Genomic DNA, 24314 nt, shown 5'->3' with positions numbered 1-24314 from the left:
AGGTTGGACAAGCCGCTTTTTCGGTCGTCAGATGATCGGCGGGCCGGATTGCCAATGCTTCACGGCCTCGATCGGATGGATCAGCATCAGGATGTTGAGCGTCAGATTGTCGCGAATGTGAAGCGCCAGCATGATCTCGAAGGCGAGCCCGAGCAGGACGGTCGCAGTCACGGGCAGCGCACGCGCGGCCAGGAACCCGAGCACCATGGCCAGATTGTCGGAGACCGAGTTGACGATGCTGTCGCCGAAATAATCCAGCGAGATCGTGCCGGCGCGGTAACGCTCGATGATGAAGGGCGAGTTCTCGACGATCTCCCAGGCGCCTTCGATCAGCATGGCGACGATCAGGCGGGCCGGCCAAGATAAACTTGGAAGAGGGAGGGGCAGCAACGGCAGGCGCACGAACAGCAGCCAGGTCAGGCCGTAGAACAGGAAGCCGTGCAGGACGTGCGAGAAGCTGTACCAGTCGGCGATCTGCTGGGAATTCTCCGAGCTGTTGACCACGCCGTGCCACAGCTTGACGGTGCCGCAACTGCAGATCGGCACCCGGCCCATCGCGAGCAGGATCGCGGCCTGCAGCGCCAACAGCAATAACGCGATGCCGACCCAGCCGAGCGGCGGAAATGCGGGCTTGGCAGTCTTTGCGGCGGGGGTCGCGGTGAGCGTCATGAGTCTCGGATCATCAGGAGTGCGGGACCGTCGGGCGTGACGATAACATGCTGCGGCACAAATCCGGCTTTCTCATAGGCCCGAATGGCGCGGCCATTGGCCGGAGCAGGATCGATCACGATGCGCGGCACGCCGCGCGCGAAGAGCTGGTCGATGAAGGCGCGGATGAAAGCGGAGCCGTGGCCGCATCCGAGCATGTCTGGCTCGCCGATGAACTGATCGAGGCCGCGTGTGCCCACCGGCTGCGGACCGAAGCTGACGTGCCAATCGCCGATCTGGTAGCACTGCAGATAGGCGAAGGGCATCTCGTCATGGCTGACGATGAACTGCGCCAGATCCGGATGATCGAGATCGCCGCCGACCAATTCGAGCGTCTCCGGATCGTGCCACCATTCGGCGACATGGGGCGCATCGAGCCAGCGCCGGATCAGCGGCATGTCGCCCGATGTCATCGGGCGGAAGGTGTAGCGTTGAGCCATTCTATCGGCCACGGCGGCACTGTGCTCCCTCCCCCGCTTGCGGGGGAGGGCTGGGGAGAGGGTTTCTCCACAATGGGACAGCCCCCAAGATGAGAGAGCCCCCACCCGGCGCGCTGCGCCGACCTCCCCCGCAAGCGGGAGAGGTTGCACCGAGTTCGGAACGCCACCGTCCAAACACAGCCACAGCCCTACCCGGTCGCCAGGCTCTCGATGGTCAGACTGCGGTTGGTGTAGACGCAGATGTCGGCGGCGATGTCCATGGCGCGGCGGACGATGGTCTCGGCGTCCTTGTCGGTGTCGAGCAGGGCCCGTGCCGCCGCCAGCGCGTAATTGCCGCCGGAGCCGATCGCCATCACGCCGGCCTCGGGCTCCAGCACGTCGCCGGTGCCCGTCAGGACCAGGGAGACGTCCTTGTCGGCCACGATCATCATGGCCTCCAGCCGCCGCAAATAGCGGTCGGTGCGCCAGTCCTTGGCGAGCTCCACCGCGGCCCGGGTCAGCTGCCCCGGATATTGCTCGAGCTTGGCTTCCAGCCGCTCGAACAGGGTGAAGGCGTCGGCGGTTGCGCCGGCAAAGCCGCCGATCACGTCGCCCTTGCCGAGCTTTCGGACCTTCTTGGCGTTGGACTTGATCACGGTCTGGCCGATCGAAACCTGGCCGTCGCCGCCAACCACCACCCTGCCGCCCTTGCGAACCGTCAAGATCGTAGTGCCGTGCCAGCCCGGCGAGCTGTTCTGGGAGTCCTGCATGAATGATCCTCGTTGTCCGGCCTGATTTAGGCGGTCAGGGACAACGGGACAACCTGGGCACAACGGGCCGTTCCGGGCCGAATTTCGCTCACCATAGGCAGAAGTAGAGGCCCGACCGGCCGCTCCCGCAGTAGCGAAGGCGTCATTTGGCTGTTAAGAGACTGGCGTTTTCGGCCCCGAGCATGATCCCGGAAAAGTGGGTACCGGTTTTCCGGGAAGGATCAGGCTCAAAGAGAAGCGAAAGCCTTCAATGCGCACCGCGACGATCAAGCGCAAGACCAAGGAAACCGAGATCGAGGTCTCCGTGAACCTCGATGGATCAGGCGTGGCCAATATCGCGACCGGCATCGGCTTTTTCGACCATATGCTCGATCTCCTCGCTCGCCATTCCCGCATCGACCTCACGGTCAAGGCGGTGGGCGATCTGCACATTGATTATCACCATACCACCGAGGACACCGGCATCGCGCTCGGCCAGGCGGTCAAGCAGGCGCTCGGCAACATGGCGGGCATCACCCGCTATGCCGGCGTGCACATGCCCATGGACGAGACGCTGACGCGCGTGGTGATCGACATCTCGGGCCGACCGTTCCTGGTGTTCAAGGCCGACTTCCCCCGCGACAAGATCGGCGAGTTCGACACCGAACTGGTGCGGGAATGGTTCCAGGCCTTTGCCATCAACGCCGGCGTGACTCTGCACGTCGAGACCCTATATGGCGATAACAGCCACCATATCGCCGAATCCTGCTTCAAGGGTCTGGCGCGGGCGCTGCGCACGGCGGTCGCGATCGATCCGAAGGCTGTGGGCGAAATCCCGTCCACCAAGGGCTCGCTCGGCGGCTGACGTCTCTCCCGGCGGCATGCGCCGCTTGCGGTATCTCTGACTTCCGAGGAACGAGGCATCACCATGCCTGTCTACACAGTTCATGCACCCTCTCCCGCCGGAGCCGATTTGCGCGCGACCGACAAGTTCGTGTTCGTGCGCGACGGTTTCCATTTCTGGGCGATGATCTTCGGCCCGTTCTGGCTGCTGTGGAATCGGCTGTGGCTGGCGCTGATCGGCTATCTGATCTTCATCGCCGCGTTCAATGCGGGGCTGTCGAGCCTCGGGATCGGACGCTCGTCGATCTTCTTCGCCGATCTCGTCGTCGCGCTGCTGATGGGCCTGGAGGCCTCGAGCCTGCGGCGCTGGACTTTGTCGCGCGGCAAATGGCGCCAGCTCGACGTGGTGGTGGCCGACGACGGAGACACCGCCGAGCGCCGCTTCTTCGAGCGCTGGAGCCAGAAGCAGCACGGCATCGTCAATGATCAATGGGCCGTCGACCGCGGCGGCCCGCCGCCGACCCGCAGCGTGCCGGGCCAGCAATTCTCGAACCCGCCGCCGCTTCCGGCCGGCGGCATCATCGGGTTGTTTCCAGAACCGGGAGGGTCAAGATGAGCGTCGCCATCATCGATTACGGTTCCGGCAATCTGCATTCCGCCGCAAAGGCGTTCGAGCGCGCCGCGCGCAGCCTGGACAACCCGCAAAAGGTCTTTGTCACCAGCGATCCGGACCAGGCTTACGAGGCCGACCGCCTGGTGCTGCCCGGCGTCGGCGCGTTCGCCGATTGCCGGCGCGGGCTCGATGCCGTTAACGGCATGGTCGAGGCGATCACCGAAGCGGTGCGCGTCAAGGCGCGGCCGTTCTTCGGCATCTGCGTCGGCATGCAGCTGATGGCGAGCCGCGGCAAGGAGCATGTCATCACCGAGGGCCTGAACTGGATCGGCGGCGACGTCGAGAAGATCACGCCGCGCGACGAGAGCTTGAAGATCCCGCACATGGGCTGGAACACGCTCGACCTGCTGCAGGAGCATCCGGTGCTGAACAAGCTGCCGCTCGGCCCCAAGGGCCAGCACGCTTATTTCGTGCACTCCTATCACCTCAACGCGGCCAGCGAGGCGGACGTGCTCGCGCGCGCCGATTACGGCGGGCCCGTCACCGCGATCGTGGGCAGGGACACCGCCATCGGCACGCAATTTCACCCCGAGAAGAGCCAGCGCTTCGGCCTCGCCCTGATCTCGAACTTCTTGCGATGGAAACCGTGATTCTCTTCCCCGCGATCGACCTCAAGAACGGCCAGTGCGTGCGCCTCGAGCAAGGCGACATGGCGCGCGCAACCGTGTTCAACCTCAATCCGGCGGCGCAGGCGCAGAGCTTCGTCGAGCAGGGCTTTGAATACCTCCACGTCGTCGACCTCGACGGCGCCTTTGCCGGCAAGCCGGTGAATGCAGAGGCCGTCGAGGCGATGCTGAAGACGATCAAGATCCCGGTGCAGCTCGGCGGCGGCATTCGCGATCTCAAGACCGTCGAAGCCTGGCTCGACAAGGGCATCACCCGCGTCATCATCGGCACGGCGGCGGTGCGTGATCCCGAACTGGTGAAATCCGCCGCGAAGACATTTCCCGGCCGCGTCGCGGTCGGGCTCGATGCCCGCGACGGCAAGGTCGCGGTCGAAGGCTGGGCCGAGACCTCCCAGGTCACGGTGCTGGAGATCGCACAGCGGTTCGAGGACGCCGGCGTCGCCGCCATCATCTTCACCGACATCGCGCGCGACGGCCTGCTCAAGGGTCTGAACCTGGATGCGACCATTGCGCTCGCGGACGCCATCTCAATCCCAGTGATCGCCTCGGGCGGCCTCGCCTCGATCGAGGACGTCAAGGCGATGCTGGCGCCGCGCGCGAAAAAGCTCGCCGGCGCGATCGCCGGCCGCGCGCTCTATGACGGCCGGTTCGATCCCTCCGCCGCCCTCACTTTGATCCGCGACGCGCGCAGGAGCTGACACATGTTCAAGGTGCGTGTGATCCCCTGCCTCGACGTCAAGGACGGTCGTGTCGTCAAGGGCGTCAACTTCGTCGATCTCAGGGATGCCGGCGACCCCGTCGAGGCCGCGATTGCCTATGACGCCGCCGGGGCCGACGAGCTCACCTTCCTCGACATCACGGCGACCCACGAGAACCGCGGCATCATGCTGGACGTGGTCCGGCGCACCGCGGAAGCCTGCTTCATGCCCGTCACCGTCGGCGGCGGGGTGCGCGAGGTCACCGACATCAAGACGCTGCTGCGCGCCGGTGCCGACAAGGTCTCGATCAACAGCGCCGCGGTCTCCCGGCGCGAGTTCGTCAAGGAAGCGGCCGAGAAATTCGGCGAACAATGCGTCGTGGTTGCGATCGACGCCAAGCGGGTGAAGCGTCCGGGCGGCGAGCGCTGGGAGATCTTCACCCATGGCGGCCGCAACTCGACCGGCATCGACGCGATCGAATATGCCCAGGAAGTCGTCGCGCTCGGCGCTGGTGAAATCCTGCTCACCTCGATGGACCGCGACGGCACCAGGCAGGGATTCGACATCCCCCTGACCCGGGCGATCGCCGACAGCGTGCCCGTTCCGGTGATCGCTTCGGGCGGCGTCGGCAATCTCGATCATCTCGTCGATGGTATCCGCGACGGACACGCCACGGCCGTGCTGGCGGCCTCGATCTTCCATTTCGGGGAATTCACCATCCGCGAAGCCAAGGAGCACATGGCCCGCCGCGGGCTGCCGATGCGCCTCGATGCCTGACGACTCCCGCCTGCAAAAATGCTACACATCCAGGTGGGCGCCGGTCTCCTTGGCCCCATGTGTCTTTGAGTAATCCGATGCCGCGTTTCACGATCCACGATCTGGCCGAGACCATCGACGTCCGCGCGGCGGCCGGCGGCGAGGCGTCCTATACCCGCAAGCTGCTGGACAAGGGCGCCGAGCATTGCGCCAAGAAGTTCGGCGAAGAGGCAGTCGAAACCGTAATCGCAGCAGTCGAAAACGACCGCGCGCATCTGGTCGCTGAAAGTGCCGACCTGCTCTATCATTTCCTTGTGCTGCTGAAGGCACGCGGCATAAAGCTGGAAGAGGTCGAGGCGGTGCTGGCTAAGCGCACTTCGATGTCAGGGTTGGAAGAAAAGGCTTCGCGCAAGAGCGATTGAGATTATTGTTTGAGCATGATCGTTTCGGAAAACTGCTTCACACTTTTCCGGATCATGCTCTAGCGCAACGGAAAGGCGGCGTCATGGATATCCGCGCACCCGAGCAGCAGTATAATCCCTACCGGGTCTATACGCGCGAGGAATGGGCACGTCTGCGCGACGACACGCCGATGACGCTGGAGCCGGGCGAGTTCGACCGGCTGCGCTCACTGCACGATCGCCTCGACTTTCAGGAGGTCGAGGACATTTACCTGCCGCTGTCGCGCCTGCTCTCGATCTATGTCGATGCGATGCAGCGCCTGTATTACGCCGAGCGCCAGTTCCTCAACATCCGCGACCGCAAGGTGCCCTACATCATCGGCGTCGCCGGATCGGTCGCCGTCGGGAAGTCCACCACGGCCCGCGTGCTCCAGGCCCTGCTGGCGCGCTGGTCGCCGCGCCCGAAGGTCGAGCTGATCACCACCGACGGGTTTCTCTATCCCAACGCCGTGCTCGATCGGCAGGGCATCATGCAGAAGAAGGGTTTTCCCGAGAGCTACGACCTGCCGCTGCTGCTCAGCTTCCTCTCCGATATCAAGTCCGGCCGCGGCCATGTGCGCGCGCCGGTCTATTCGCATCTGACCTACGACATCGTGCCGAACCAGTGGGCAGAGGTCGATCAGCCCGACATCCTGATCGTCGAGGGCGTCAACGTGCTGCAGACCGGCAAGCTGCCGCGCGACGGCAAGGCGGTGCCTGTGGTCTCCGACTTTTTCGACTTCTCGGTCTATATCGACGCCGACGAGGCGGCGCTACGGCAATGGTACATCAAGCGCTTCCTGGCGCTGCGCGACACCGCGTTCACCAACCCGAAATCCTACTTCAACCGCTACGCCCTGCTGTCGGACGACGAGGCCACCGCCACCGCGATCGCGATCTGGGAACGTACCAACCTCGCCAATCTCGAGGACAACATCCTGCCGACCCGCCCTCGCGCGACGCTGATCCTGAAGAAGGGCGCCGACCACACCGTGGAGAGCGTGGCGTTGCGGCGGCTGTAAGCGCGCCGGTTGGCGAGATCCAGGGTCGTCCGGCAGAGTGTCTTTTGTTGCAGACCGGCAAAAGGTATTCGACTATGAGCGTACGAAACGCGAGGGCGCCATGGTTGATCGTCTCAGAAGTGCTGCCGAGCTGCTCGAAGCGCCGAGCTGCCCGGACTGCCATATCGAGATGAAATGGTTCCGCTCGGAACTGCTCGCGGACGAGCCTGTTCCGATCATCGCGCATCTCTTCGTGTGCCCGCATTGCAAGCGCGCCGCCAAGACCGATACGGTCTTCAAGGCAAGCCAGGTGAAGCCGGACAAGCTCTCCGCGCCGCGGTTCCTTGTTTACGCCGCGTGACAGTTCATTCCCGGACCTTCAATCGTTCTTTCGAGCCGCCGTAGATACTCCACGCCGTCAGGAACATGGCGGCAACGAGCGGGCCGATGACGAAACCGTTGGCGCCGAAGGTCGCAAGACCGCCCAGCGTCGCCAGCAGGACGACATAGCTCGGCATCCGGATCGACTGGCCGACCAGGACCGGGCGCAGAAAATTATCGGCGAGGCCGATGACGAAGGTTCCGAAAGCGAGCAGGATGATTCCCTTGGTCACGGCGCCTGACACCAGCAAATAGAGGCCGGCCGGAACCCAGACCAGCGCGGAGCCGAGCACGGGCAGAAGCGACAGCAGCGCCATGATGGCGCCGGCCAGCAGCGGTGCAGTCAGGCCGAGCAGCCAGAAGATCAGTCCGCCAAGCGCGCCTTGGATTAGCGCAACCAATATAATCCCCTTGATGGTCCCGCGAACTGCCAGGATGAACGCGTCCAGAATCTCGGCGGTTTGGCCCGCGCGCAGCGGCAGTGCGCCGCGGATGCGCAAGTTTAGCTCCTCGCCGTCGCGCAGGAAGAAGAACAGCAGATACAGCATCACCAGCAGGCTCGCGACGAACTCCAGCGTCAACTGGCCGATGTTGATCGCATGCCCGGCCAATTGCTGGCCGGCCGGGACCACCAGGCCGGACAGGCGTTCTTTCAGCGCCGAGAGATCAATGCCAGCCAGGCGATCCGAGATGGACGTGGCCCAGCCCGGCAGCGCGGCTTTCAGTTGCTGCAGGGGATGAGTCAGATCGATCTCGCCGGCCTGAATGCGCTGATACAGCTCGCCGCCCTGGTCGATGAGCGAAGCGATCACGATCCCGACCGGGATCAGGACCAGGACGACCACCACGATGACGGTGGAAAGCGCGGCAAGATTGCGCCATTCCGGAAGCCCTTCCAGAAAGCGGCGATAGACCGGCGCGAAGATGATCGCCAGCAGCGTAGCCCACAGCAAGGCGCCGGAGAACGGCCAAAGCAGCCATCCGAACGCGAGGGTGATGATTCCGAGCCAGACGAGGAATGAGCGGTCTTCCGATGTTCTCACGTGTCGCCGGTCTCCAGTCGCACCTTACGGCACGTTGGTAGCACAGGATCGTAACGGAGCGGCAAGTCCCGTCCCGCCGCCGTCGCGCCGGCGGCGGATTGGGTGTCAGTCCGTCACTTGCCGCTCTTCGCAGTCCAATCCGCGATCTTGATGCGCCCCGCGAACGTGGCGGGCCCGGAGCCGTTGGTCTTGTAGACGAAGGCCTCGCCTTCCTCGACGTTGCCGGCCTCCTTGCCAAAGGCATCGGCGATGTTGGTCTTGTGAGTGACCAGTAACGTGTTGGTGCCCGCCTTCGGCGGCGCGTCGACCAGCTGACGCACGGCCTGGCCGGCCTTCGCATTGGCGCCGGTCGGGTTTGCCATTCCCGACGCGCTGGCATTGCTGCTGTCCGTCAACGCATCGACCGGCTTGACCTCGCGGCCGGAGATCAGCTTGCCGGCCTCGATCGCGCGGTTCAGCCGGCTGGTGTAGACATCGCCGACGGGGATCGCGAGTTCCTTGACCGCCGCCCCGATCTGGCGCGCCATGTCCCTGCCCTTGTCGCTGAGCTGACGCTGGGCGCTCATATCGTCGAACTTGAATGGGTAGATATCCTTTTGGCTGTCGTCGGTGGCGGTGTGCCGAAAGATCAGCACGAAGCCGCCTTGCTTGAGCGAGGCGACGAGCTCCGGCGTATCGGCCGCGGCGTGTCGGGAGAAACCGGCGAGAACAACAATCAATGCGAGGCGGCAAAGCACGTTCATGCGCAAAATCCTCTATTGCAAAAATAGCCCCCGAGGATGGTGACGCGCAACGCGGTGGATTTCAATTGTCCATTGCCCGGCCCGACCCGGGTTCCCGTGAGTTCCCGACTAGACGGGCAGCCGTTGTGACGCCGCGAGCCCGGCCAGCGCTTCGTCGAGCTTGTCGCGATCGAGCGGCTTGATCAGAAATCCGGTCATGCCCGCCTCGAAGCAGGCATAGCGGTCCTCCACCAGCGTATTGGCGGTGAGCGCGAGGATCGGGGTGCGATGGCTGCCCGCGGCGGCCTCATGCGCGCGAATTCGCTTCGTCGCCTCGATGCCGTCGAGCTGCGGCATCTGGATATCCATCAGCACGAGATCATAGGGCGTGCCGGCCGATGCAGCGGCGAGCCACGATTCCAGCGCGGCCTCGCCGTCGACGGCGATGACGACGCGATGGCCGAGTTTCGTCAGCAGCGAGCGCATCAGCAGCGCGTTGATCTCGTTGTCCTCGGCGACGAGAATCGAGAGGCCCTTCGCTTGCGTGGCGCCGGCAGCTTCAGCCGCCGGTTCCGGCGCGAGCTCGGGCGATGCGATCTCCGGCGTCAGCGTAAGACGCGCGGCGAGCGAGGCCGCCCGCAGCGGCTTCACCAGGAACCCGGTGAAATCAGGCGACAGCTCTTCGTGGCGCGAGCTCGACGTCAGCAGCACGAGGCGCTGCGGTGCATGTGCGCGGGCCATTTCACCCAAATGGTCGGCCATGGCAGGACCGATCGCGCGATCGATCAGCACCGCGTGCCAAGAGCGTTCCGGCAGCAGCGCCTCGGCAACCGCCGCGTCCGCAACCAGGCAGGTCTGGCCGCCCCAGCGCTCCAGCCGCCGCGCGATCAGCGCGGCTTCGATGCCGTCGGCGACGAGGAGGATCGATTTGCCGGCAAGGTCGGGGCTCGGAAAGACCGTCTGTCCCGCGCTGGCTTGTGGGGCCGGAAGCGGCACTGCGATCTCGAAGGTCGAGCCTTTGCCCGGCGCGCTTTCGAGCGTGATGCGGCCGCCCATGCGCTTGACGATGCGCTCGCTGATGGCAAGGCCGAGCCCGGTGCCGCCATAGGTGCGGGCGACGCGCTCGTCGGCCTGCTCGAATTCGCGGAAGATCCGCTGCCGCGCCTCCGGCGCGATGCCGATGCCGGTGTCGCGGACCAGGAAGCTGATCTCGTTCGGCCAGATGCCGGGCTCGACGATCAGCGCGACGCCGCCCTGAGCGGTGAACTTGATGGCGTTGCCGGCGAGGTTGAGCAGCACCTGGCGCAGCCGTGCGGAATCGCCGACCACCTCCAGCGGCAGGCGCTCGTCGACATAGGCGGCGATCTCGAGCGACTTCGCCTGCGCGCGCGGAGCCAGCAGCTCGGTGATCTCCTCGATCAGGACGGAGAGCGCGAAGGGACGCTGCTCGAGATCGAGCTTGCCGGCCTCGATCTTGGAATAGTCGAGCAATTCCTCGATCAGCGCCATCAAGGCTTCGCCCGAGGTCTTGACTGCCTTGGCATAGGTCGCCTGCTCCGGCGTCAGATGGGTGTCGAGCAGGAGGCCGCCCATGCCGATGATGCCGTTGAGCGGCGTGCGGATCTCGTGCGAGGCCATCGCCAGGAAGCGCGATTTGGCGCGGTTGGCGGCGTCGGCCTGGTCGCGCGCCTCGGACAAGGCGCGTTCGGTTTCGGTGCGATCGGTGACGTCGCGCCCCACGCTCTGCAATTCGGCGGGCTGGCCGGCATCGAGGCGGACATAGCCCTCGCGCCAGGCGATCCAGCGCGGGCCGAGCGGGGTTACGATCTTCTGGTCGTGGATCCGCGTGCCGTTGCTCTCGCGCGCGCTGTCGCCCTGCTCCAGCACGTCGAAATCGAAACGCGTGCCGACCAGCGCGGCGCGCGTCTGTCCCGCGAGCGCGCAATAGGCCTCGTTGGCGAAGGTGATGCGGCCATCGGTGTCGCGCAGCACGATGAGGTCGCCCTGCTGCTCGAACAGGCTGCGGGCGCGTTCTTCCGCTTCCTTCAGCTCCCAATTGCGGTCGATCAGGGCTTCGTTGTGGGCGGCAAGCGTACGCAGCCGCTTGCCGACGAAGCGCAGGCGCATGCTCAGAGTCGCAAGCCCGAGGCAGGCGAGCGCGAACAGGAAGCTCGCGCCGATCGCAAAGATGTGGGGATCGTAGCCGGAGGTGTCGGACCGGCTGCCTGACACGAAGCCATAGGCGCCGCCGAAGGTCGCCGAGAAGATCATGAAGGAGCGGATCGCGAAGGCGATGCGGGGGTGCTGCCGCCTGAAACGGCGCATGCGCACCTTGATCCGGAACGTCCGACCCATCGCCACCGACCCTTGTCTGAAACCCGCCGCCGTGTGCGACGATGTCGCGTCCACCTTGCGAACAGTTTGAGGCTTCGGCTCCGCCTCCGAACAGGGTTGCCGAAATGTTAACGCTTCAGAGCGAGGCCGCCTGGAGCTGGCGATGGCTGCCGCGGGCGCCGACGATCAGCGCCGCCGCCTCGCGCAGCGAGACCGACTTCGAGCGCACATAGATGCGGTAATCCGCCGGCCCTTCGCTGGAGAGATAGATCACCTCGCCGCCATCGACAGGCTGAGCGGCGATCGAGACGAGGCGCGTCGAAGGATTGGCCTGACAGGTCTCCGGCTCGGACCCGAGGCCGTCGTCGACCAGGGCGAAGTCCGCGGCGTCTGACTCCTCGGTGACCTGAACCCGGACCGTGGCGCGCGTGGGATCTTCGGTGAAGGCGACATGAACGCCGGCGGTCCAGAACAGCGAGGTGAGCTCGACCGAGGTCTCGCCCACCGCGATGCAGGGATGCGAGACCGATCCGATCTCGGCCCGAGCAAACACCGCAGCCGCCAGCAAGGGAATAACGGAGGCCAGGATCTTGAAACGCAACATGACACTCTACTCGCCGGGCCCTCGGGGAACTCGCAGCCGAAATCAGCGGGCCCTATGGTTTGCAGAGCGTAAAGGAAACTCGTTACCGCCGGGTTGACGCGCGGTATCATCACGCCATCTGCCGCACATCCTCCGCGAGTGCGCGATAGGACAGCGCTTCGGCGAGGTGCAGCCGGCCGATCTTGTCGGCATGGTCGAGGTCGGCCAGCGTGCGCGCCACCCGCAGCACGCGATGATAGCCGCGCGCCGACAGCCGCATGGTCTCGGCGGCGTCGCGCAACAGCTTGGCGCCCTGCGCATCCGGCTTGGCGATCTCCTCCAGCACCGAGGCGGGCGCCTCGGCATTGGTTCGAACATGCGGCAGGCCGGCATCGGCATAGCGCGCCAGCTGGATGTCGCGCGCTGCCGCCACGCGCGCGGCGACCTCGGCCGATCCTTCCGCCGGCGGCGGCAGGATCAGATCCGCCGCGGTCACCGCCGGCACCTCGATGCGCAGATCGATGCGGTCCATCAACGGGCCGGAGATGCGCGCCTGGTAATCGCCGGTGCAGCGGTCGATGCGGCCGCGCTTGCAGGCATAGCCGGGCTCGAACGCATTGCCGCAGCGACACGGATTCATCGCCGCGACCAGCATGAAGCGGGCAGGGTAGGTGACGCGATGATTGGCGCGCGACACCGCGACCTCGCCGTTCTCCAGCGGCTGCCGCAGCGAATCCAGCACGCGCGGATCGAATTCGGGCAGCTCGTCGAGGAACAGCACGCCCTGATGCGCCAGCGAGATCTCGCCGGGCTTGGCGCGCATGCCGCCGCCGGTGAGCGCGGCCATGCTGGCGGAATGATGCGGTGAGCGGAACGGCCGCCGCGCCGTCAGCGCGCCCCCTTCGATCTCGCCGGCCACGGAGGCGATCATCGAGACCTCGAGCAGCTCGCCCGGCGACAGCGGCGGCAGGATCGAGGGCAGCCGCGCGGCCAGCATCGACTTGCCGGCGCCGGGCGCGCCGATCATGAGGAGGTGATATGCTCAATGACAACAGCTCCCGCGCGTTTGCATAGGCGATATGCAATAATCCTGTGGAAGGGTCACGGGGCCGTTAAGGGATAGCACAGCAGTATCAAGGCCTTGCGGTGCATAATGAGACGATTTTGCTCCAACCGCAAATCAGCGTACGGTAACTTTACCTTGCGGGGGTGCCGCGAAAGCGGAAGGGGGCCACCCAGCAGCAACCGGATGGCCCCAAACGGCCCCGTTAGGGAGCCTTCTCACAGAAGCTTGCTGGAGCTTTCCCCTGCCTCATCGGCGCGGGAGGCTCCGGCAATGTGCACGCACGTACTCCAGCCTTCCGAAGCGGACGCGGACATAGTCTCGCACCGAAACGGGCTGCTGGATCGGACACATGAGTCGGGTCATGCTGGCGATCCCGTGGGGATTGGGCCCCAGGTCCCCGGCCGCACCATTGCGCCCCCGCTTGTGCGCCTAGTGCCCGAAACTGATCGCCGACTCGCCGACTCAGGTCTTTCCGACCCGCCCTTGTACCATCGCGGGACCAAATGGCCGTTCAGCCCCGCGAGTTATCCCCACAAGTAGCACGCGCGCGGGGTTTGTTCCCAATTTGTTCACAAGGCCGTGTCCGGCTGTGTTGCGCGCCCCGCGACTCGGATAGGTTGGCCTGCATCGGTCAACTCAACTGAATGGATACCCAATGTTGCGCGATGGTTTCTATGGCGTGAAGTTTAAGACCCCGAAAGGGGAGGGCGCGGGAGTTGTCGTTCTGGCGAACGGCCAACTGCGCGGCGGAGACTCTGCCCTCGCCTATTCCGGCACCTTCAAACAGGATGGGGACGCCTTTACCGCTTCCGTGACCACAAGCCGTCACGCTCAGGGCCTGCCGTCCGTGTTCGGCGTCGATACCGTCACCATCAGCCTGTCCGGCAAGACGGTGGGGGACAGCGCCAACTGCACGGGCACCGCTGCGCAGGCGCCGGGCCTAACCTTCCAGGCCGTGCTCACGCGCATCAGCGACTAGCAGCCTCAACGGGTCCCATATTCTTCGGGTCCCATTTGGGCGAAATCTCCGCGCGCTGGATTTCGACACACCGAGTAAAGCCCCGCGCTGCTGCTCAGCTCACGGCGCGGTGTGCTCGCCCTGGATTATCCCAGTTTATTTCGGCCCAGCGCTGCGGGTGCTATGTCCGCGGTCATGATGAAGGACGAAGTGCAGGACCGCGCCTGCTCCCGATGTGGGAAGAAACCCAGGCTGTTGGTCAAGATGTTTGACCCTAGGCAAGGCCGAGAAGTCCGGGTCTATAAGTGCGCGTGCGGCGAACTCGTTTGGGACGACTAGAGCCTCAGCTTTGCTGTCCCGCGACGCGCTCTTGCAAGATTGCGGGCTTCCTTGTGCCTGCGCTGCGCGCGCGCCTCCAGCTCCGTTACCGCCGCCAGAGCCACCGGCGCGCCCAGGAAGAGGCCCAGCACGATCAGCCCCACGTGGTCCCACACGTATCCCCAAAGCCCCGCGTGCGTGACGTACACCAGCGGCCCCACCAGACCCACTAGGAGCCACAGGGGCCACCGGTGGTCCCTCAAGTATTCCAGGGTGGCGGAAAGAGCGCCCAGGACGACGGCCCCGAGCGCGAGCGCCGTAAACGCCTCCAGGATACCGCCTGCAATCACGTGTTCCATGTGTGCTTCCCATGTGTTCCCGAGCTGGAACGGCCCTCCCCGCTCCCCTCACGCGCTTAGTCACAGTAAATCGGGCTAAAGCCCTTCAAAACGCGGCCGTCCTGAGTAGGCTGACAGCCCTGCAATTTGCAGGTCCCTGTGTTTGCAGGGGAGGCTCAGAATGCAGGGGGGTTGGCGTGCCGCTCCGCAAGCTCCGAGATGGCCTCAGCTTCCTCCACGCTCCACTCCTCGATCAGCGCTCTCGGCAAACCAGAACTGATCAAGCGAAGTGCCCGCGCGGTGATTTCAACGTCCTTGGTCAAGTTGACCCCTAGGTTAGCTTTGCGCAGCAGTTCCACCAGCTTCTGTGCTTCCGTCTCAATCCATTCATCTCGGTCAAAGCCGGGCTCTTCCCCCTTGCGCAGTGCTCTTGCTGCACGCCACGAGAGGTCGTCCGGCAGGGGCTTGGCCTCACGTCGGGCCAATTCTTGAACCTCTCTCCAGACCGTCCGCATTGTGTGCACGGTGCGCGGCCCGACCGTGGAAGCGCTCGCGATTTCGGAGACGGTGAGGGAATATCCCATCTCGCGAACCAGCCGCCACGCAGCCTCTGACTTCTCTTCTGCCGAAAGCCGCAGTTTGTTTTTGCTATTGGCCGTCAGGGCGAGCACGCGCGCAGCAGTGAAGGTGCCGTCAAACACCTTCGCCGGAATAGTGCTGCTCCACTTTGCCGTATCGTAAGCCGCCAAGCGGTGGTGGCCGTCTATGACGTAGAACGCGTCCCCACAGGGATACACGAGGATTTCCACAAGAGGATCACCAGTGTTCCTGATACTCTTCGCCATGTCGAGGATGTGGTCGGTGCGCTCGAATGCGTCCCGGCCGGGTAGTCGCCATTGAAACACGCGCTCCGCAACTCGGATGTTCTCGCGCGCCAGCTTCAGTTTCCCCTTGGACACCCGTGGGGCCTTCATGTTCGTAAGCTTCCTCTCCAGGTCCGCAACGTTCTCCCCGGTGTCGGCAGGCATCACAATGTCCCGTCGCGTTAGTCGTCTCAGTTGTTTAGCCATTCGTCGTCTCTTCCGCCGCTTCCCACGGCTGTTCTCGGTCCCACTTGAAGCGCCGTGTATGGAACGGGATTTCCTGCGGCGCCTCCGCATGGTGCCAGTAGATCAGCAGCGCGCCGCTCGCGGGTTTCATCACCATCGTCTTAATCGCCTGCCGCAGGGTGCGGTTCACGCTCACAACGTCCAGGCTCTCGGCACAAAGCGCCTGCTCCACTGCGCGGAGCCGATTTGCAACGTTTGCACTTGTCATCCGGTCCAGCCGCTCCCGTAGCTCCATTAGGGCGCGCTCCGCCGCCTCGTGTTCGCGCTCCGCCGTTTGCAATTGACGCTTCGCGGCCGTGCTCTTGTCCGCAATTGTGAGGCTCAACAGCGCACGGACTTGCGCCTCCGCCGCGTCCACCGCCGCAACCTGCCGGTCAATCTCTTGCTGCATTCCGCTCGTGTCGGCCCCGCGTGGCGCGTCTTCAATGATCTGCCTGATATTCAGCCGGAGCGCGTCTTCCGCCTCCTGGTACGGCACCGACTCATACTTGCAAGTCCCCGCCCGCGCGTTCGCGGCGGAGCACACGAGATACACATGTTGCCCCTTGGCGACGCGCGTCACGGTGCCTCCGCAGTGCTGGCAGCTCAGCACCCCCGCGAATATCGAGCGTGCCGCCCGGCCCGCGTTGCGTCCCCTTGTGCCCCTCGTGGAGAGGATGTCCGCGACACGCGTGAAGGTCTCCCGGTCAATTGCGGCCGGGAGGCGGTGGTGGATCGGTTCAAGGGGCGTTCGCACCTTCTTTCGGCCAGCAGCCGCGCGCGTGATCCGGTGGGGCGTGAAGGTCCCGACCGTGGCAGGGTTGCTCAAAATCTTGCGGACGTAGCTGCGGTGCCAATACTTTCCCTTCCACCCGCCGCCGCCCCAGGTGTCAGCCCCCGTGTCATTCAGCCACTTGGCTACGCGGTGCTGCCCCCAGCCCTGTTCGGTGAGTTCAAATATTTGACGGACAATGTCCGCGCGCTCCGGGATCAGCTCATAGCCCTTCGTGGTGGTGTTCCACCTGATCCAGGCAGGCAGGCGCCGCGTATACGGCTTGTCCAGCGCGTCCCCACTGGCAAACTTCTTTCTCTTGCTCTCGAAGTTGCTCGCGCTCCGAATAGCCTTCTGCACGCTCTCGTTATTGGCCCGCGAGAACACCATCACCATGACCATGAGGGCCATCGGCTCAGAGCGCAGTGTCTCCAGATTGTACTCCCTGCCGCCGTCCGACAAATCGACTACGGTGACGCCCTCTCTCACGATGCTCTGCATAGTGTAGGACGCATCGAACGCGTTTTCTCGGCTGATCCGGTCCAGGCTCTCCACCAGCAGATAAGAGCCTTTGGGCACGTCGCCCTCGCGCACGGCCTGTAGGAAGGCCCCCAGCGCGCCCACGGCGAAGTTGTCCCCGCTGTAGGCGGAAATGCCCTGGTCGCTAAACTTCAACTTTTCATCAAGCTCAATGGCATGCTTGGCCGCCCACGCCTGCGCCATCGCGGTTTGCCTGCGCAGGCTGTCGCCTTTGGCCTGTTCGGGGGTGCTAAACCGCGTGTAGCTGTACGCCTTGGCTGCGTCGTGTGGGCGGCCGGTCGTCATGGTTACGCGCGCCCCCGCGCCGTCCCAAGAGGTGCCAGGACGGCCTCCGGAGTCACGCCGCAGCGCTCTGCAATCTGGTCGGTCTCCGCCAGCCAGCGCTCCCCTATGCGCTCCACGGCCCTCCCGAGGTCCGCCAGTGCCCACGCCAACCACGCGCGCCCGGTGAGCGCCAAGGTGATGCCGGTGTGCTTGAATGTCGTCATACTCTTCCCTTCCTGCCCCAGCGCCAAGCCTGAGATAGGCTAGGTCGTGGTCATTGGGAAGATGACATGAGCAGATGATGCCCGCCCGCGGCCGCGATCTCCAGCGCCCGCTTGGCGCTTTCCTGGCCCTTGATGTCGCGCAGGTCGAGCGTGGAGGCCGCGGCTTCGTGCACCTTCGGCGAGGGCCGCGACAGCACCTGTGTGCCCTTGAAGTGGTTGGCGATCTGGATCAGCGAGCTTGCTGCGATGATCTGGATGTCCGGGCTCGCCCAGGCCGCTTCGGAGCCGCAGGCCGCCGGGCAGATCAGCCCCTCCTCGCGTGCATTGGCGCCGATCGCGGCGGGAAGGACGCCGGCCACCGGCGCGATCGAGCCGTCAAGGCCGAGCTCGCCGAGCACGGTGAAGCCGGTCAGCGCATCCGGCGGTATCGCCCCGATCGCCGCCATCAGCCCGAGCGCGATCGGCAGGTCGTAATGGCTGCCCTCTTTGGGCAGGTCAGCCGGCGCCAGATTGACGATGATCCGGCGCGCCGGCAGCGCCAGCCCCGAGGCGATCAGCGCCGAGCGCACCCGCTCGCGCGCCTCCGACACCGCCTTGTCTGGCAGGCCGACGATGGCGAAGGCCGGCAGTCCCGGCGCGACCTGCACCTGCACGTCGACCGCGCGGGCCTCGATCCCCTCAAAAGCGACGGTGGAAACCCGCTGAACCATGCTCAAACCAGCCTGCCCCTCTCGCGCAATTAGGGGTAGCAGAGCGCGGCTCCTTCCGCAAGAACAATACGGGAACATCCCTCAGGGGCGGACAAGCCCTAACCGATCGTAAACACCGAGCCGACACTACGCCTCGAATGCGAGCTTCTGCCCTCAGCACATTCCAACGAATGTCCGCTACTCCTGGGGCTGCGGGATGGGCCGTGGTCTAACGGGTGAACAATTCAAATGCTTGCAAATCGCCGCAGAAGCGAACGTCGGGTGTGCAGCCGCCTCGCCAAGATCCATTTTGGTGCGGGCTCGCTGCCGCGGGACTGCACGATCACCGACATTTCGGATGGTGGCGTGAAAGTGGTGGCGGAATTTCTGGAAGTGCCGCCGCAATTCACCATCATCTTCGCGCCGGATTATTCCCGGCAATGCCGCCTGCGCTGGCGCATCGGCTGCGAGTTCGGCGCTGAATTCGTCGACTGAGAGGCGAGGACCCGCGTCCTTAACGGGACTTTAGCGTTAATCGGTAAGCATCTCTGATCAGTTGCCGAGTGATCAGAGTATGTCCAAGCGTTCGTCCCTCGCCTTTCCGCCGGCGAGATTGCTGTCTCCCGCACTGCTGGTGCTGGCCCTCGGCGGCTGTCAGACTGCCGGCATCGAGGATGTCACCGGCGCGCTCGGCACCAGGTCGGAAACGGCCGTCAAGGCGGATTCCAAGCCGGACATGGACGCCTTGCGCGCGCGTTACCGCGCCAAGCCCGGCGATCCCGCAATGGCGATCGAATACGGCAAGGCGCTGCGCGAGACCGGCCAGCGCGCCCAGGCGGTCGCGGTGCTCGAGCAGGCCGTGCTCGCCCATCCCAGCAACAAGGCTCTGCTCGCCGGCTATGGCCGCGCGCTCGCCGACAGCGGCAATTTCCAGCAGGCCTTCGACGTTCTCAGCCGCGCGCATTCGCCGGAGGATCCCGACTGGCGCATCCTGTCGGCGCAAGGCGCGGCGCTCGATCAGCTCGGCCGCCACGAGGAGGCGCAGCAATATTACGCGAGCGCCCTGAAGATCGTGCCCGACGAGCCGCAGGTCCTGTCCAATCTCGGCCTCTCCTACATGCTCCAGAATAATTTGCCGCGCGCCGAGCAGATCCTCGGCCGCGCCCATCAGCGCAATCAGAACAATCCGCGGATTCGTGCCAACCTCGCGCTCGTGCTGGGCTTGCAGGGCCGCCAGGCCGAGGCTGAAATCCTGGTCAAGGCGGATCTGCCGCCGGACCAGGCGGCGGCCAAAGTCACGGCGCTGCGGCAAATGCTGGCGAAGAAGCAGCAGCAGGCCGAGAAGTAACCCGGCGTCCGATTGCATTCCTGCTCGTCGCGTCCTCGCGAGGCGAAAACGTTGTCGCGGCTACGACGCCTTGCGGTGCGGAGCCGATGGGCGACCCGACCGGCCCTTCAGCTTCTTCAGCAGCGGCTCCAGCAGCGAGCGCTTCGGCTTCTTCACCTCGCCGCGACCGGCGAGGCGGTTCGCCATGGTCTGAAACAGCGCGGTGGTGCGGTGATTCTTGGCGACTTCCGCGATCATCTGGCCGTTATTGGCCGCGGTCGAGAACAGCTTCGAATCGAACGGGATCACCGCGATCGGCTGGCTCTCCATGGTCTTGGCGAAAGCCTTGACGTCGATCTCCGCGCGCTTGTGCATGCCGACCTGGTTGATGCAGTACAGCGGCGGCCGGTCGTTCGGTCGTGCCGCCTTCAACACGGTCAGCATGTTCTTGGTGTTGCGCAAGTTGGCGAGATCGGGCTCGGCGACGATCACGATGTCGTCGGCGTTTACCAGCGCGCGCCGCGTCCAGCCGGACCATTGGTGGGGAACGTCGAGCACGATGCAGGGCGTGGTCATGCGCAGCGTGTCGAATACGGCGTCGAACGCTTCGGCGCCGAAATCGTAGACGCGGTCGAGAGAGGCCGGCGCAGCGAGGAGGCTGAGGCGCTCGGTGCATTTGGCGAGGAGGCGCTCCATCAGCGCCGTGTCCGGGCGGTCCTGCGACAGCACCGCGTTGGCGATGCCCTGGACCGGATCCTGGTTGTAGTCGAGGCTCGCGGTGCCGAAGGCGAGGTCGAGGTCGATCACGACCGAATCGAGCGAAAGGTCGCGGGCGATCGTCCAGGCCACATTGTGCGCGACGGTGGAGGCGCCGACGCCGCCCTTGGCGCCGACCACTGCGATGACGCGGCCGGTGATGATGGCCTCGGAGGCCGAGAACAGGCTGCAGATCGAGCGGACGACGTCGAGGGTCTCGACCGGTCCGATCACATAATCGTTGACGCCGCGGCGCACCAGCTCGCGATAGGGCGCCGTGTCGTTGGGATTGCCGATCACGACCACGCGGGTGCCGGGGTCGCAGACGCCGGCAAGGTCGTCCAATCCCTCGAGGATGTCGCGCGTGCCGTCGGATTCGATCACGATCACGTTCGGCGTCGGCATCGATTCATAGACTTCGATCGCCGCGGCGAGGCCGCCGTCCTTGGCGGTGAGGTGCGCCTTGGCGAGCCGGCGGTCCTGCCCCGCCGCGGTCACCGCTTGCAGCGTCTGCTCGGTCTCGCAAAAGGCCTGCACGGAGATGCGAGGAACCGGCGCAATGTGTTCCTCGGGATGCCCTAGGTCGTCCAAATCTTCGTCGTGGAGCCGTGTCATTTGCCGGTATCGCTGAGCTTGGCCTTGTCGGCGTCGGGATTGGGTGTCGAAACCGCGGTGCCCTTGCGATAGCGCTCGAAGGCGATGTCGCGCCGCGCGGTGTAGGCCGGCGTCTCGGATCGCGGCTGCTCGAGGTCGGCGGGGTTGTCGATCATCGCCGCGAGGTTGCGCTGGCTGGCGCAGCCCAGATTGAAATAGGGCCGGTTCTCGTTGTAGCCGGGATCGAGGATGGAGGGGCCGATGTCTTCCGGCCACAGACCGCAGGGACCCGCGACCGCAGTGATCTTCGAATAGCTGAGGCGGATGGTGGGCAGCAGGCCGGGGTCTTCAGGACGATAGGGATGCTGCACGATGGCGCGCGCCGGCACACCGCCGGATGTGAGCACCGAGCGGATCTCACGATAGGTCGCGGCCGCCGCGCGTGAATTTGCGCTGTCGACGGGGACGTCGACGACGACGGAGCCGGTGCCTTCGCGCATCCAGTCCCGCGCAACGCCGGCGACATCCGAATGCTGCGCGGCCGACAGGCCGCCGCGCGCCGTGCCGACGAAGATCACGATCGACTTCCTGCCCTCCTGCACCGCGATCGGATGACGCTGGCGGTAGTCGGTTGGTACCGTCTGAGTGATGTCGCCGCTGGTGTTGCAGGCGCCGAGCATGACGGACAGCCCGGTCAATGCCAGCGCGATCCCAAAGCTGCGACGTCGATCGGCAGATGTTGTCGTCATCGCCCGGTCCCCTCTTGCACCGTTCCTTGCCCCATTCCTTGCCGCGGTCCCCAAACCGTTCGCCTCAGTCGATGATGAAGCCGAAATCGCCTGGCGCGCCGTTGATCGGATCGACGCGCCGCGTGGTGCCATAGAGCCGGTTCATGCGGCCGAGCAGCGCCGTCTGCGCATCGGAGGCCGGCGCGAAGCCGTCGTCGGGCCGCGACAATTCCTTCTGGGCGACCGCGCGCACCACATAGGGTGTCACGATCACCATCAGCTCGGTCTCGTTGTTGACGAAGTCCTGGCTGCGGAACAGCGCGCCGATGATCGGCACCTGGTCAACGCCGGGCAGGCCGTTGATCGCCTGCTTGGTCTGCTGCTGGATCAGGCCGGCCATCGCCATCGAGCCGCCCGAGGGAATCTCGAGCGTGGTCTCGGCGCGGCGGGTCTGGATCGAGGGAATGGTGATCGAGTTGCTCGAGGTCGAGGACACCGCCTGCGTCAACGTGATCGAGTTGGTGTTCGACAGCTCCGACACCTCGGTCATCACGCGCAGGCTGATGCGGCCTTCGCTGAGCACGACCGGGGTGAAGTTCAGGGAAATGCCGAACTTCTTATAGGTGACCTGGGTGGTACAGACGTGGGTGACCGGGTCGCAGGAATAGCCTGCGGGGATCGGGAATTCGCCGCCGGCGATGAAGGTGGCGGATTCGCCCGAGATCGCGGTCAGGCTCGGTTCGGCGAGCGTCCGCATCACGCCGGCGCTTTCCATCGCGCGCATGGTGGCGCTGACGGTGGCGACGCCCTTGGCGAGGCCGGCGACGCCGAGCCCGTTGCTGCCGACGATCGGTCCGCCCGAGACCGAGAACGGGTTGGAATTGTTGAAATTCACCACGGCCGTGCCGGCATTCAGGCTGGCGCTGAGATCGACGCCGAGCTGCTTGACGATGTCGCGGCGCACTTCGCCGACGACGACCTTGAGCATCACCTGGTCGCGGCCGCGCACGACGATGTTGTTGACGACCTTGTCCGATCCGCCGACCAGCTTTGCGGCGACGTCGCCGGCCTGCTGCGCCTCGACCGGGCTCGACACCGATCCGGTCAGCATCACGCTGTCGCCGACGCCTTCGATCTGCACGCCCGGCAGCGACTGGCGCAGGGCCGTGCGCATGCCGTTGAGATCGCGCTTGACCGCGATGTCATAGGAGGCGACCTGCTGGCCGTCGGCGGCGAAGAAGACGACGTTGGTCTGACCGACCTGACCACCGATGATATAGGCACGCTGGGCCGAGCGAATCACCGCATTGGCGATCTTGGGATCGGCCACCAGCACGTCCTTGACCTCGCGGGGCAGGTCGATGACGACGGATTTGCCGATGCCGAGCGAGAGAAAGCGCGTCCGCGCCGGCGCGATCGTCGCGACCGGCGACACACCGAGATCCGGCGCCTGGATCGGCGCCTGATCGCCGACCGGCGCGTCGGCGGCGTCGACGCAGCCGGGCGCTGCGAGCAGCCCCAGCATCAGCATCGTCCCCGCAAAGAACGAGCGCGCGCGCTTCCCCCGAATGCGCAGGCCCGTCCGATCATCCCCGTAATTCATCATGTCCCCATCACTTCTGTGACGTCAGTTGCCGCGTCTGCACGCCGTAGCGGATGACGTCGATGCCTGCGGAGCGCTTTGCCCCCTGGTCCTCGACGGTGACTTCCGTCGCGTTGGCATCGACGATGCTTCGCAGCGCAAGCTGGAGCGTGCCGCCCTGGCGCGCGGCCGAAAGCGTGGCGACCTGGTCGGGCTTGAGCTCGAGCGTGACGGTCTTGCCGACCACGGCGTTCTGACCGTCCTTTTCCTTCGGCGCCTGATCGATCGCGAGCACGCGGATGTTGGTCAGGATGACTTCGGACACGATGAGGTCGTTGCCGGCGGTCGGGCCGTTGGTATCGGGATTCTTCAGGCGACGCGTCAGCACGATGTCGACGCGGTCGTTCGGCAGGATGAAGCCGCCGGCGCCGGTCTCGGCGGAGATCTCGGTCGAGACGGCACGCATGCCGGAAGGCAGGATCGCGGCCATGAAGCCGGAGCCTTCGGCCCTGACCAGCTTCTGCTCGCGGATCGGCTCGCCCTGCATCAGGGGGACGCGCGCGATCGAGCCGGCGATCTGGCTCGGCGCCTCGGGCCTGTTGTCACGCCGGATGAAGGCGCTGCTCGCGGTCGCCGCCGGCCAGGTCTGCCATTGCAGATCCTCGGGCTTGAGCGCCTGGCCGAGCTGGATGTCGTTCTTGGCGATGAGGACCTCGACCGTCGGCAGCTTCTCGACGACGGCCTCAACGGGCGCGGGGGCATTCTGATAGCCGCTCGCCAGATACGCAGCGACGCCGCCGGCGGCCAGCGCGATGACGAGAACGACAATGCGTGCGGTGTTCATACGCTTTACTCATACGCGGGGCACTCGAACCGCACCTGGCGGGTTCCCCCGTGTCGATGAGTAGGGAGTAAAAGTATAAGGGGTGTTGCGAGGCCGAATGCGATGAGCGGCCGCGATGCTGGTTCTCGGCAGATGGTGAACGCGGCGTTATTAGGTCGGCCAGCGGCCCCGTAGATTCACGTAATTCCGCTCGTGCGTTCGCACGAGGCGCGCGGCGTCATGGTGAATGGGTGGTTAGTGATGAATGAAT

At 65.2% G+C, this 24314-nt stretch carries 26 protein-coding genes and 2 pseudogenes; 11 read left to right on the top strand and 17 right to left on the bottom strand.

Annotation, left to right across the window (positions count from 1 at the left end; genetic code table 11):
• Window positions 1–27: 27 nt before the first annotated feature.
• The 3 genes from DCM80_RS13450 to hslV all read right to left on the bottom strand — a co-directional run bounded on the left by DCM80_RS13450 (window position 28) and on the right by hslV (window position 1897).
• Window positions 28–669: a DUF2585 domain-containing protein gene (locus DCM80_RS13450; RefSeq protein ID WP_257197399.1), complete on the bottom strand. Its 642-nt coding sequence runs from the start codon at window positions 667–669 to the stop codon at window positions 28–30.
• Window positions 666–1148, bottom strand: coding sequence for a GNAT family N-acetyltransferase (locus DCM80_RS13445; protein ID WP_257197398.1), 483 nt, complete (start codon window positions 1146–1148; stop codon window positions 666–668). The genes DCM80_RS13450 and DCM80_RS13445 overlap by 4 nt, the downstream gene beginning before the upstream one ends.
• Window positions 1149–1336: 188 nt before the next feature.
• A complete protein-coding gene (gene hslV / locus DCM80_RS13440; RefSeq protein WP_028133456.1) occupies window positions 1337–1897 on the bottom strand; it encodes an ATP-dependent protease subunit HslV in 561 nt (186 codons plus the stop codon).
• 250 nt (window positions 1898–2147) lie between these two features.
• On the opposite strand from hslV, the gene hisB reads away from it, so the two are divergent.
• From hisB to DCM80_RS13400, 8 genes are all read left to right on the top strand, one after another.
• A complete protein-coding gene (gene hisB, locus DCM80_RS13435) occupies window positions 2148–2741 on the top strand; it encodes an imidazoleglycerol-phosphate dehydratase HisB (protein ID WP_257197397.1) in 594 nt (197 codons plus the stop codon).
• A 63-nt stretch (window positions 2742–2804) separates the two neighbouring features.
• The gene (locus DCM80_RS13430) at window positions 2805–3335 is read left to right on the top strand and encodes a DUF2628 domain-containing protein (RefSeq protein WP_257197396.1); all 531 of its coding nucleotides are present in this window, start codon (window positions 2805–2807) and stop codon (window positions 3333–3335) included.
• Window positions 3332–3982, top strand: coding sequence for an imidazole glycerol phosphate synthase subunit HisH (hisH, locus tag DCM80_RS13425; protein ID WP_028133459.1), 651 nt, complete (start codon window positions 3332–3334; stop codon window positions 3980–3982). Before DCM80_RS13430 ends, hisH begins: the two co-directional genes overlap by 4 nt.
• On the top strand, window positions 3970–4716 hold the full coding sequence (hisA, locus tag DCM80_RS13420) for a 1-(5-phosphoribosyl)-5-[(5-phosphoribosylamino)methylideneamino]imidazole-4-carboxamide isomerase (RefSeq protein ID WP_257197395.1): 747 nt from the start codon (window positions 3970–3972) through the stop codon (window positions 4714–4716). Before hisH ends, hisA begins: the two co-directional genes overlap by 13 nt.
• A 3-nt stretch (window positions 4717–4719) precedes the next feature.
• Window positions 4720–5493 (top strand): imidazole glycerol phosphate synthase subunit HisF, encoded by a 774-nt coding sequence (hisF, locus tag DCM80_RS13415; RefSeq protein WP_257197394.1) that lies wholly within the window; start codon window positions 4720–4722, stop codon window positions 5491–5493.
• A 77-nt stretch (window positions 5494–5570) separates the two neighbouring features.
• A complete protein-coding gene (locus DCM80_RS13410; RefSeq protein ID WP_257197393.1) occupies window positions 5571–5894 on the top strand; it encodes a phosphoribosyl-ATP diphosphatase in 324 nt (107 codons plus the stop codon).
• A gap of 83 nt (window positions 5895–5977) precedes the next feature.
• Window positions 5978–6934, top strand: coding sequence for a type I pantothenate kinase (gene coaA, locus DCM80_RS13405; protein WP_257197392.1), 957 nt, complete (start codon window positions 5978–5980; stop codon window positions 6932–6934).
• A 100-nt stretch (window positions 6935–7034) separates the two neighbouring features.
• Window positions 7035–7274 carry a hypothetical protein gene (locus tag DCM80_RS13400; protein ID WP_257197391.1) on the top strand — a complete coding sequence of 80 codons (240 nt, stop codon included), beginning with the start codon at window positions 7035–7037 and terminating at the stop codon, window positions 7272–7274.
• A gap of 4 nt (window positions 7275–7278) precedes the next feature.
• Here the strand turns inward: DCM80_RS13400 and DCM80_RS13395 are convergent, their stop codons facing one another.
• The 5 genes and pseudogenes from DCM80_RS13395 to DCM80_RS13375 all read right to left on the bottom strand — a co-directional run.
• Window positions 7279–8337, bottom strand: a complete 1059-nt coding sequence (locus DCM80_RS13395; RefSeq protein ID WP_257197390.1) for an AI-2E family transporter — start codon at window positions 8335–8337, stop codon at window positions 7279–7281.
• Between the two features lie 113 nt (window positions 8338–8450).
• Window positions 8451–9080: a histidine phosphatase family protein gene (locus tag DCM80_RS13390; RefSeq protein ID WP_257197389.1), complete on the bottom strand. Its 630-nt coding sequence runs from the start codon at window positions 9078–9080 to the stop codon at window positions 8451–8453.
• A gap of 108 nt (window positions 9081–9188) precedes the next feature.
• Window positions 9189–11414, bottom strand: coding sequence for an ATP-binding protein (locus tag DCM80_RS13385; protein WP_257197388.1), 2226 nt, complete (start codon window positions 11412–11414; stop codon window positions 9189–9191).
• Window positions 11415–11529: 115 nt separating this feature from the next.
• Window positions 11530–11997 (bottom strand): hypothetical protein, encoded by a 468-nt coding sequence (locus DCM80_RS13380; protein WP_257197387.1) that lies wholly within the window; start codon window positions 11995–11997, stop codon window positions 11530–11532.
• A gap of 109 nt (window positions 11998–12106) precedes the next feature.
• Window positions 12107–13015, bottom strand: a pseudogene (locus DCM80_RS13375) (YifB family Mg chelatase-like AAA ATPase); the annotation flags it as partial.
• Window positions 13016–13697: 682 nt separating this feature from the next.
• Here DCM80_RS13375 and DCM80_RS13370 point away from each other — a divergent pair.
• Window positions 13698–14021: a GrlR family regulatory protein gene (locus DCM80_RS13370; RefSeq protein WP_257197386.1), complete on the top strand. Its 324-nt coding sequence runs from the start codon at window positions 13698–13700 to the stop codon at window positions 14019–14021.
• Window positions 14022–14335: 314 nt separating this feature from the next.
• Here DCM80_RS13370 and DCM80_RS13365 read toward each other — a convergent pair whose 3' ends face one another.
• From DCM80_RS13365 to DCM80_RS13345, 5 genes and pseudogenes are all read right to left on the bottom strand, one after another.
• On the bottom strand, window positions 14336–14677 hold the full coding sequence (locus DCM80_RS13365) for a hypothetical protein (RefSeq protein WP_257197384.1): 342 nt from the start codon (window positions 14675–14677) through the stop codon (window positions 14336–14338).
• 155 nt (window positions 14678–14832) lie between these two features.
• Window positions 14833–15684, bottom strand: a complete 852-nt coding sequence (locus DCM80_RS13360) for a ParB/RepB/Spo0J family partition protein (RefSeq protein ID WP_257197383.1) — start codon at window positions 15682–15684, stop codon at window positions 14833–14835.
• A 34-nt stretch (window positions 15685–15718) separates the two neighbouring features.
• Complete coding sequence (locus DCM80_RS13355; RefSeq protein ID WP_257197381.1) at window positions 15719–17341, bottom strand: recombinase family protein; 1623 nt, start codon at window positions 17339–17341, stop codon at window positions 15719–15721.
• A gap of 2 nt (window positions 17342–17343) precedes the next feature.
• Window positions 17344–17544: a hypothetical protein gene (locus tag DCM80_RS13350; protein WP_257197379.1), complete on the bottom strand. Its 201-nt coding sequence runs from the start codon at window positions 17542–17544 to the stop codon at window positions 17344–17346.
• A 56-nt stretch (window positions 17545–17600) separates the two neighbouring features.
• Window positions 17601–18254: pseudogene (locus DCM80_RS13345) on the bottom strand (magnesium chelatase domain-containing protein); the annotation flags it as partial.
• A gap of 228 nt (window positions 18255–18482) precedes the next feature.
• Here DCM80_RS13345 and DCM80_RS13340 point away from each other — a divergent pair.
• Together DCM80_RS13340 and DCM80_RS13335 are read left to right on the top strand one after the other, a co-directional pair.
• Entirely contained in the window at window positions 18483–18728 is a 246-nt protein-coding gene (locus DCM80_RS13340) for a PilZ domain-containing protein (protein WP_018644993.1), read from the top strand.
• A gap of 79 nt (window positions 18729–18807) precedes the next feature.
• Window positions 18808–19581 (top strand): tetratricopeptide repeat protein, encoded by a 774-nt coding sequence (locus DCM80_RS13335; protein WP_257197378.1) that lies wholly within the window; start codon window positions 18808–18810, stop codon window positions 19579–19581.
• Window positions 19582–19641: 60 nt separating this feature from the next.
• Here DCM80_RS13335 and DCM80_RS13330 read toward each other — a convergent pair whose 3' ends face one another.
• The 4 genes from DCM80_RS13330 to cpaB all read right to left on the bottom strand — a co-directional run bounded on the left by DCM80_RS13330 (window position 19642) and on the right by cpaB (window position 24064).
• Window positions 19642–20931: an AAA family ATPase gene (locus DCM80_RS13330; RefSeq protein WP_257197376.1), complete on the bottom strand. Its 1290-nt coding sequence runs from the start codon at window positions 20929–20931 to the stop codon at window positions 19642–19644.
• Entirely contained in the window at window positions 20928–21659 is a 732-nt protein-coding gene (locus DCM80_RS13325; RefSeq protein ID WP_257197375.1) for a CpaD family pilus assembly protein, read from the bottom strand. The genes DCM80_RS13330 and DCM80_RS13325 overlap by 4 nt, the downstream gene beginning before the upstream one ends.
• Before the next feature lie 64 nt (window positions 21660–21723).
• On the bottom strand, window positions 21724–23241 hold the full coding sequence (locus tag DCM80_RS13320) for a type II and III secretion system protein family protein (protein ID WP_257180706.1): 1518 nt from the start codon (window positions 23239–23241) through the stop codon (window positions 21724–21726).
• Window positions 23242–23251: 10 nt separating this feature from the next.
• Window positions 23252–24064 carry a Flp pilus assembly protein CpaB gene (gene cpaB / locus DCM80_RS13315; RefSeq protein ID WP_257197374.1) on the bottom strand — a complete coding sequence of 271 codons (813 nt, stop codon included), beginning with the start codon at window positions 24062–24064 and terminating at the stop codon, window positions 23252–23254.
• Window positions 24065–24314 lie beyond the last annotated feature (250 nt).

Origin of the sequence: Bradyrhizobium sp. WBOS08 (assembly GCF_024585125.1) — a bacterium.
Classification (GTDB): domain Bacteria; phylum Pseudomonadota; class Alphaproteobacteria; order Rhizobiales; family Xanthobacteraceae; genus Bradyrhizobium; species Bradyrhizobium japonicum_B.
Note: the sequence above shows the minus strand (reverse complement) of the source record. Positions and strands in the feature narration are given on the sequence as shown.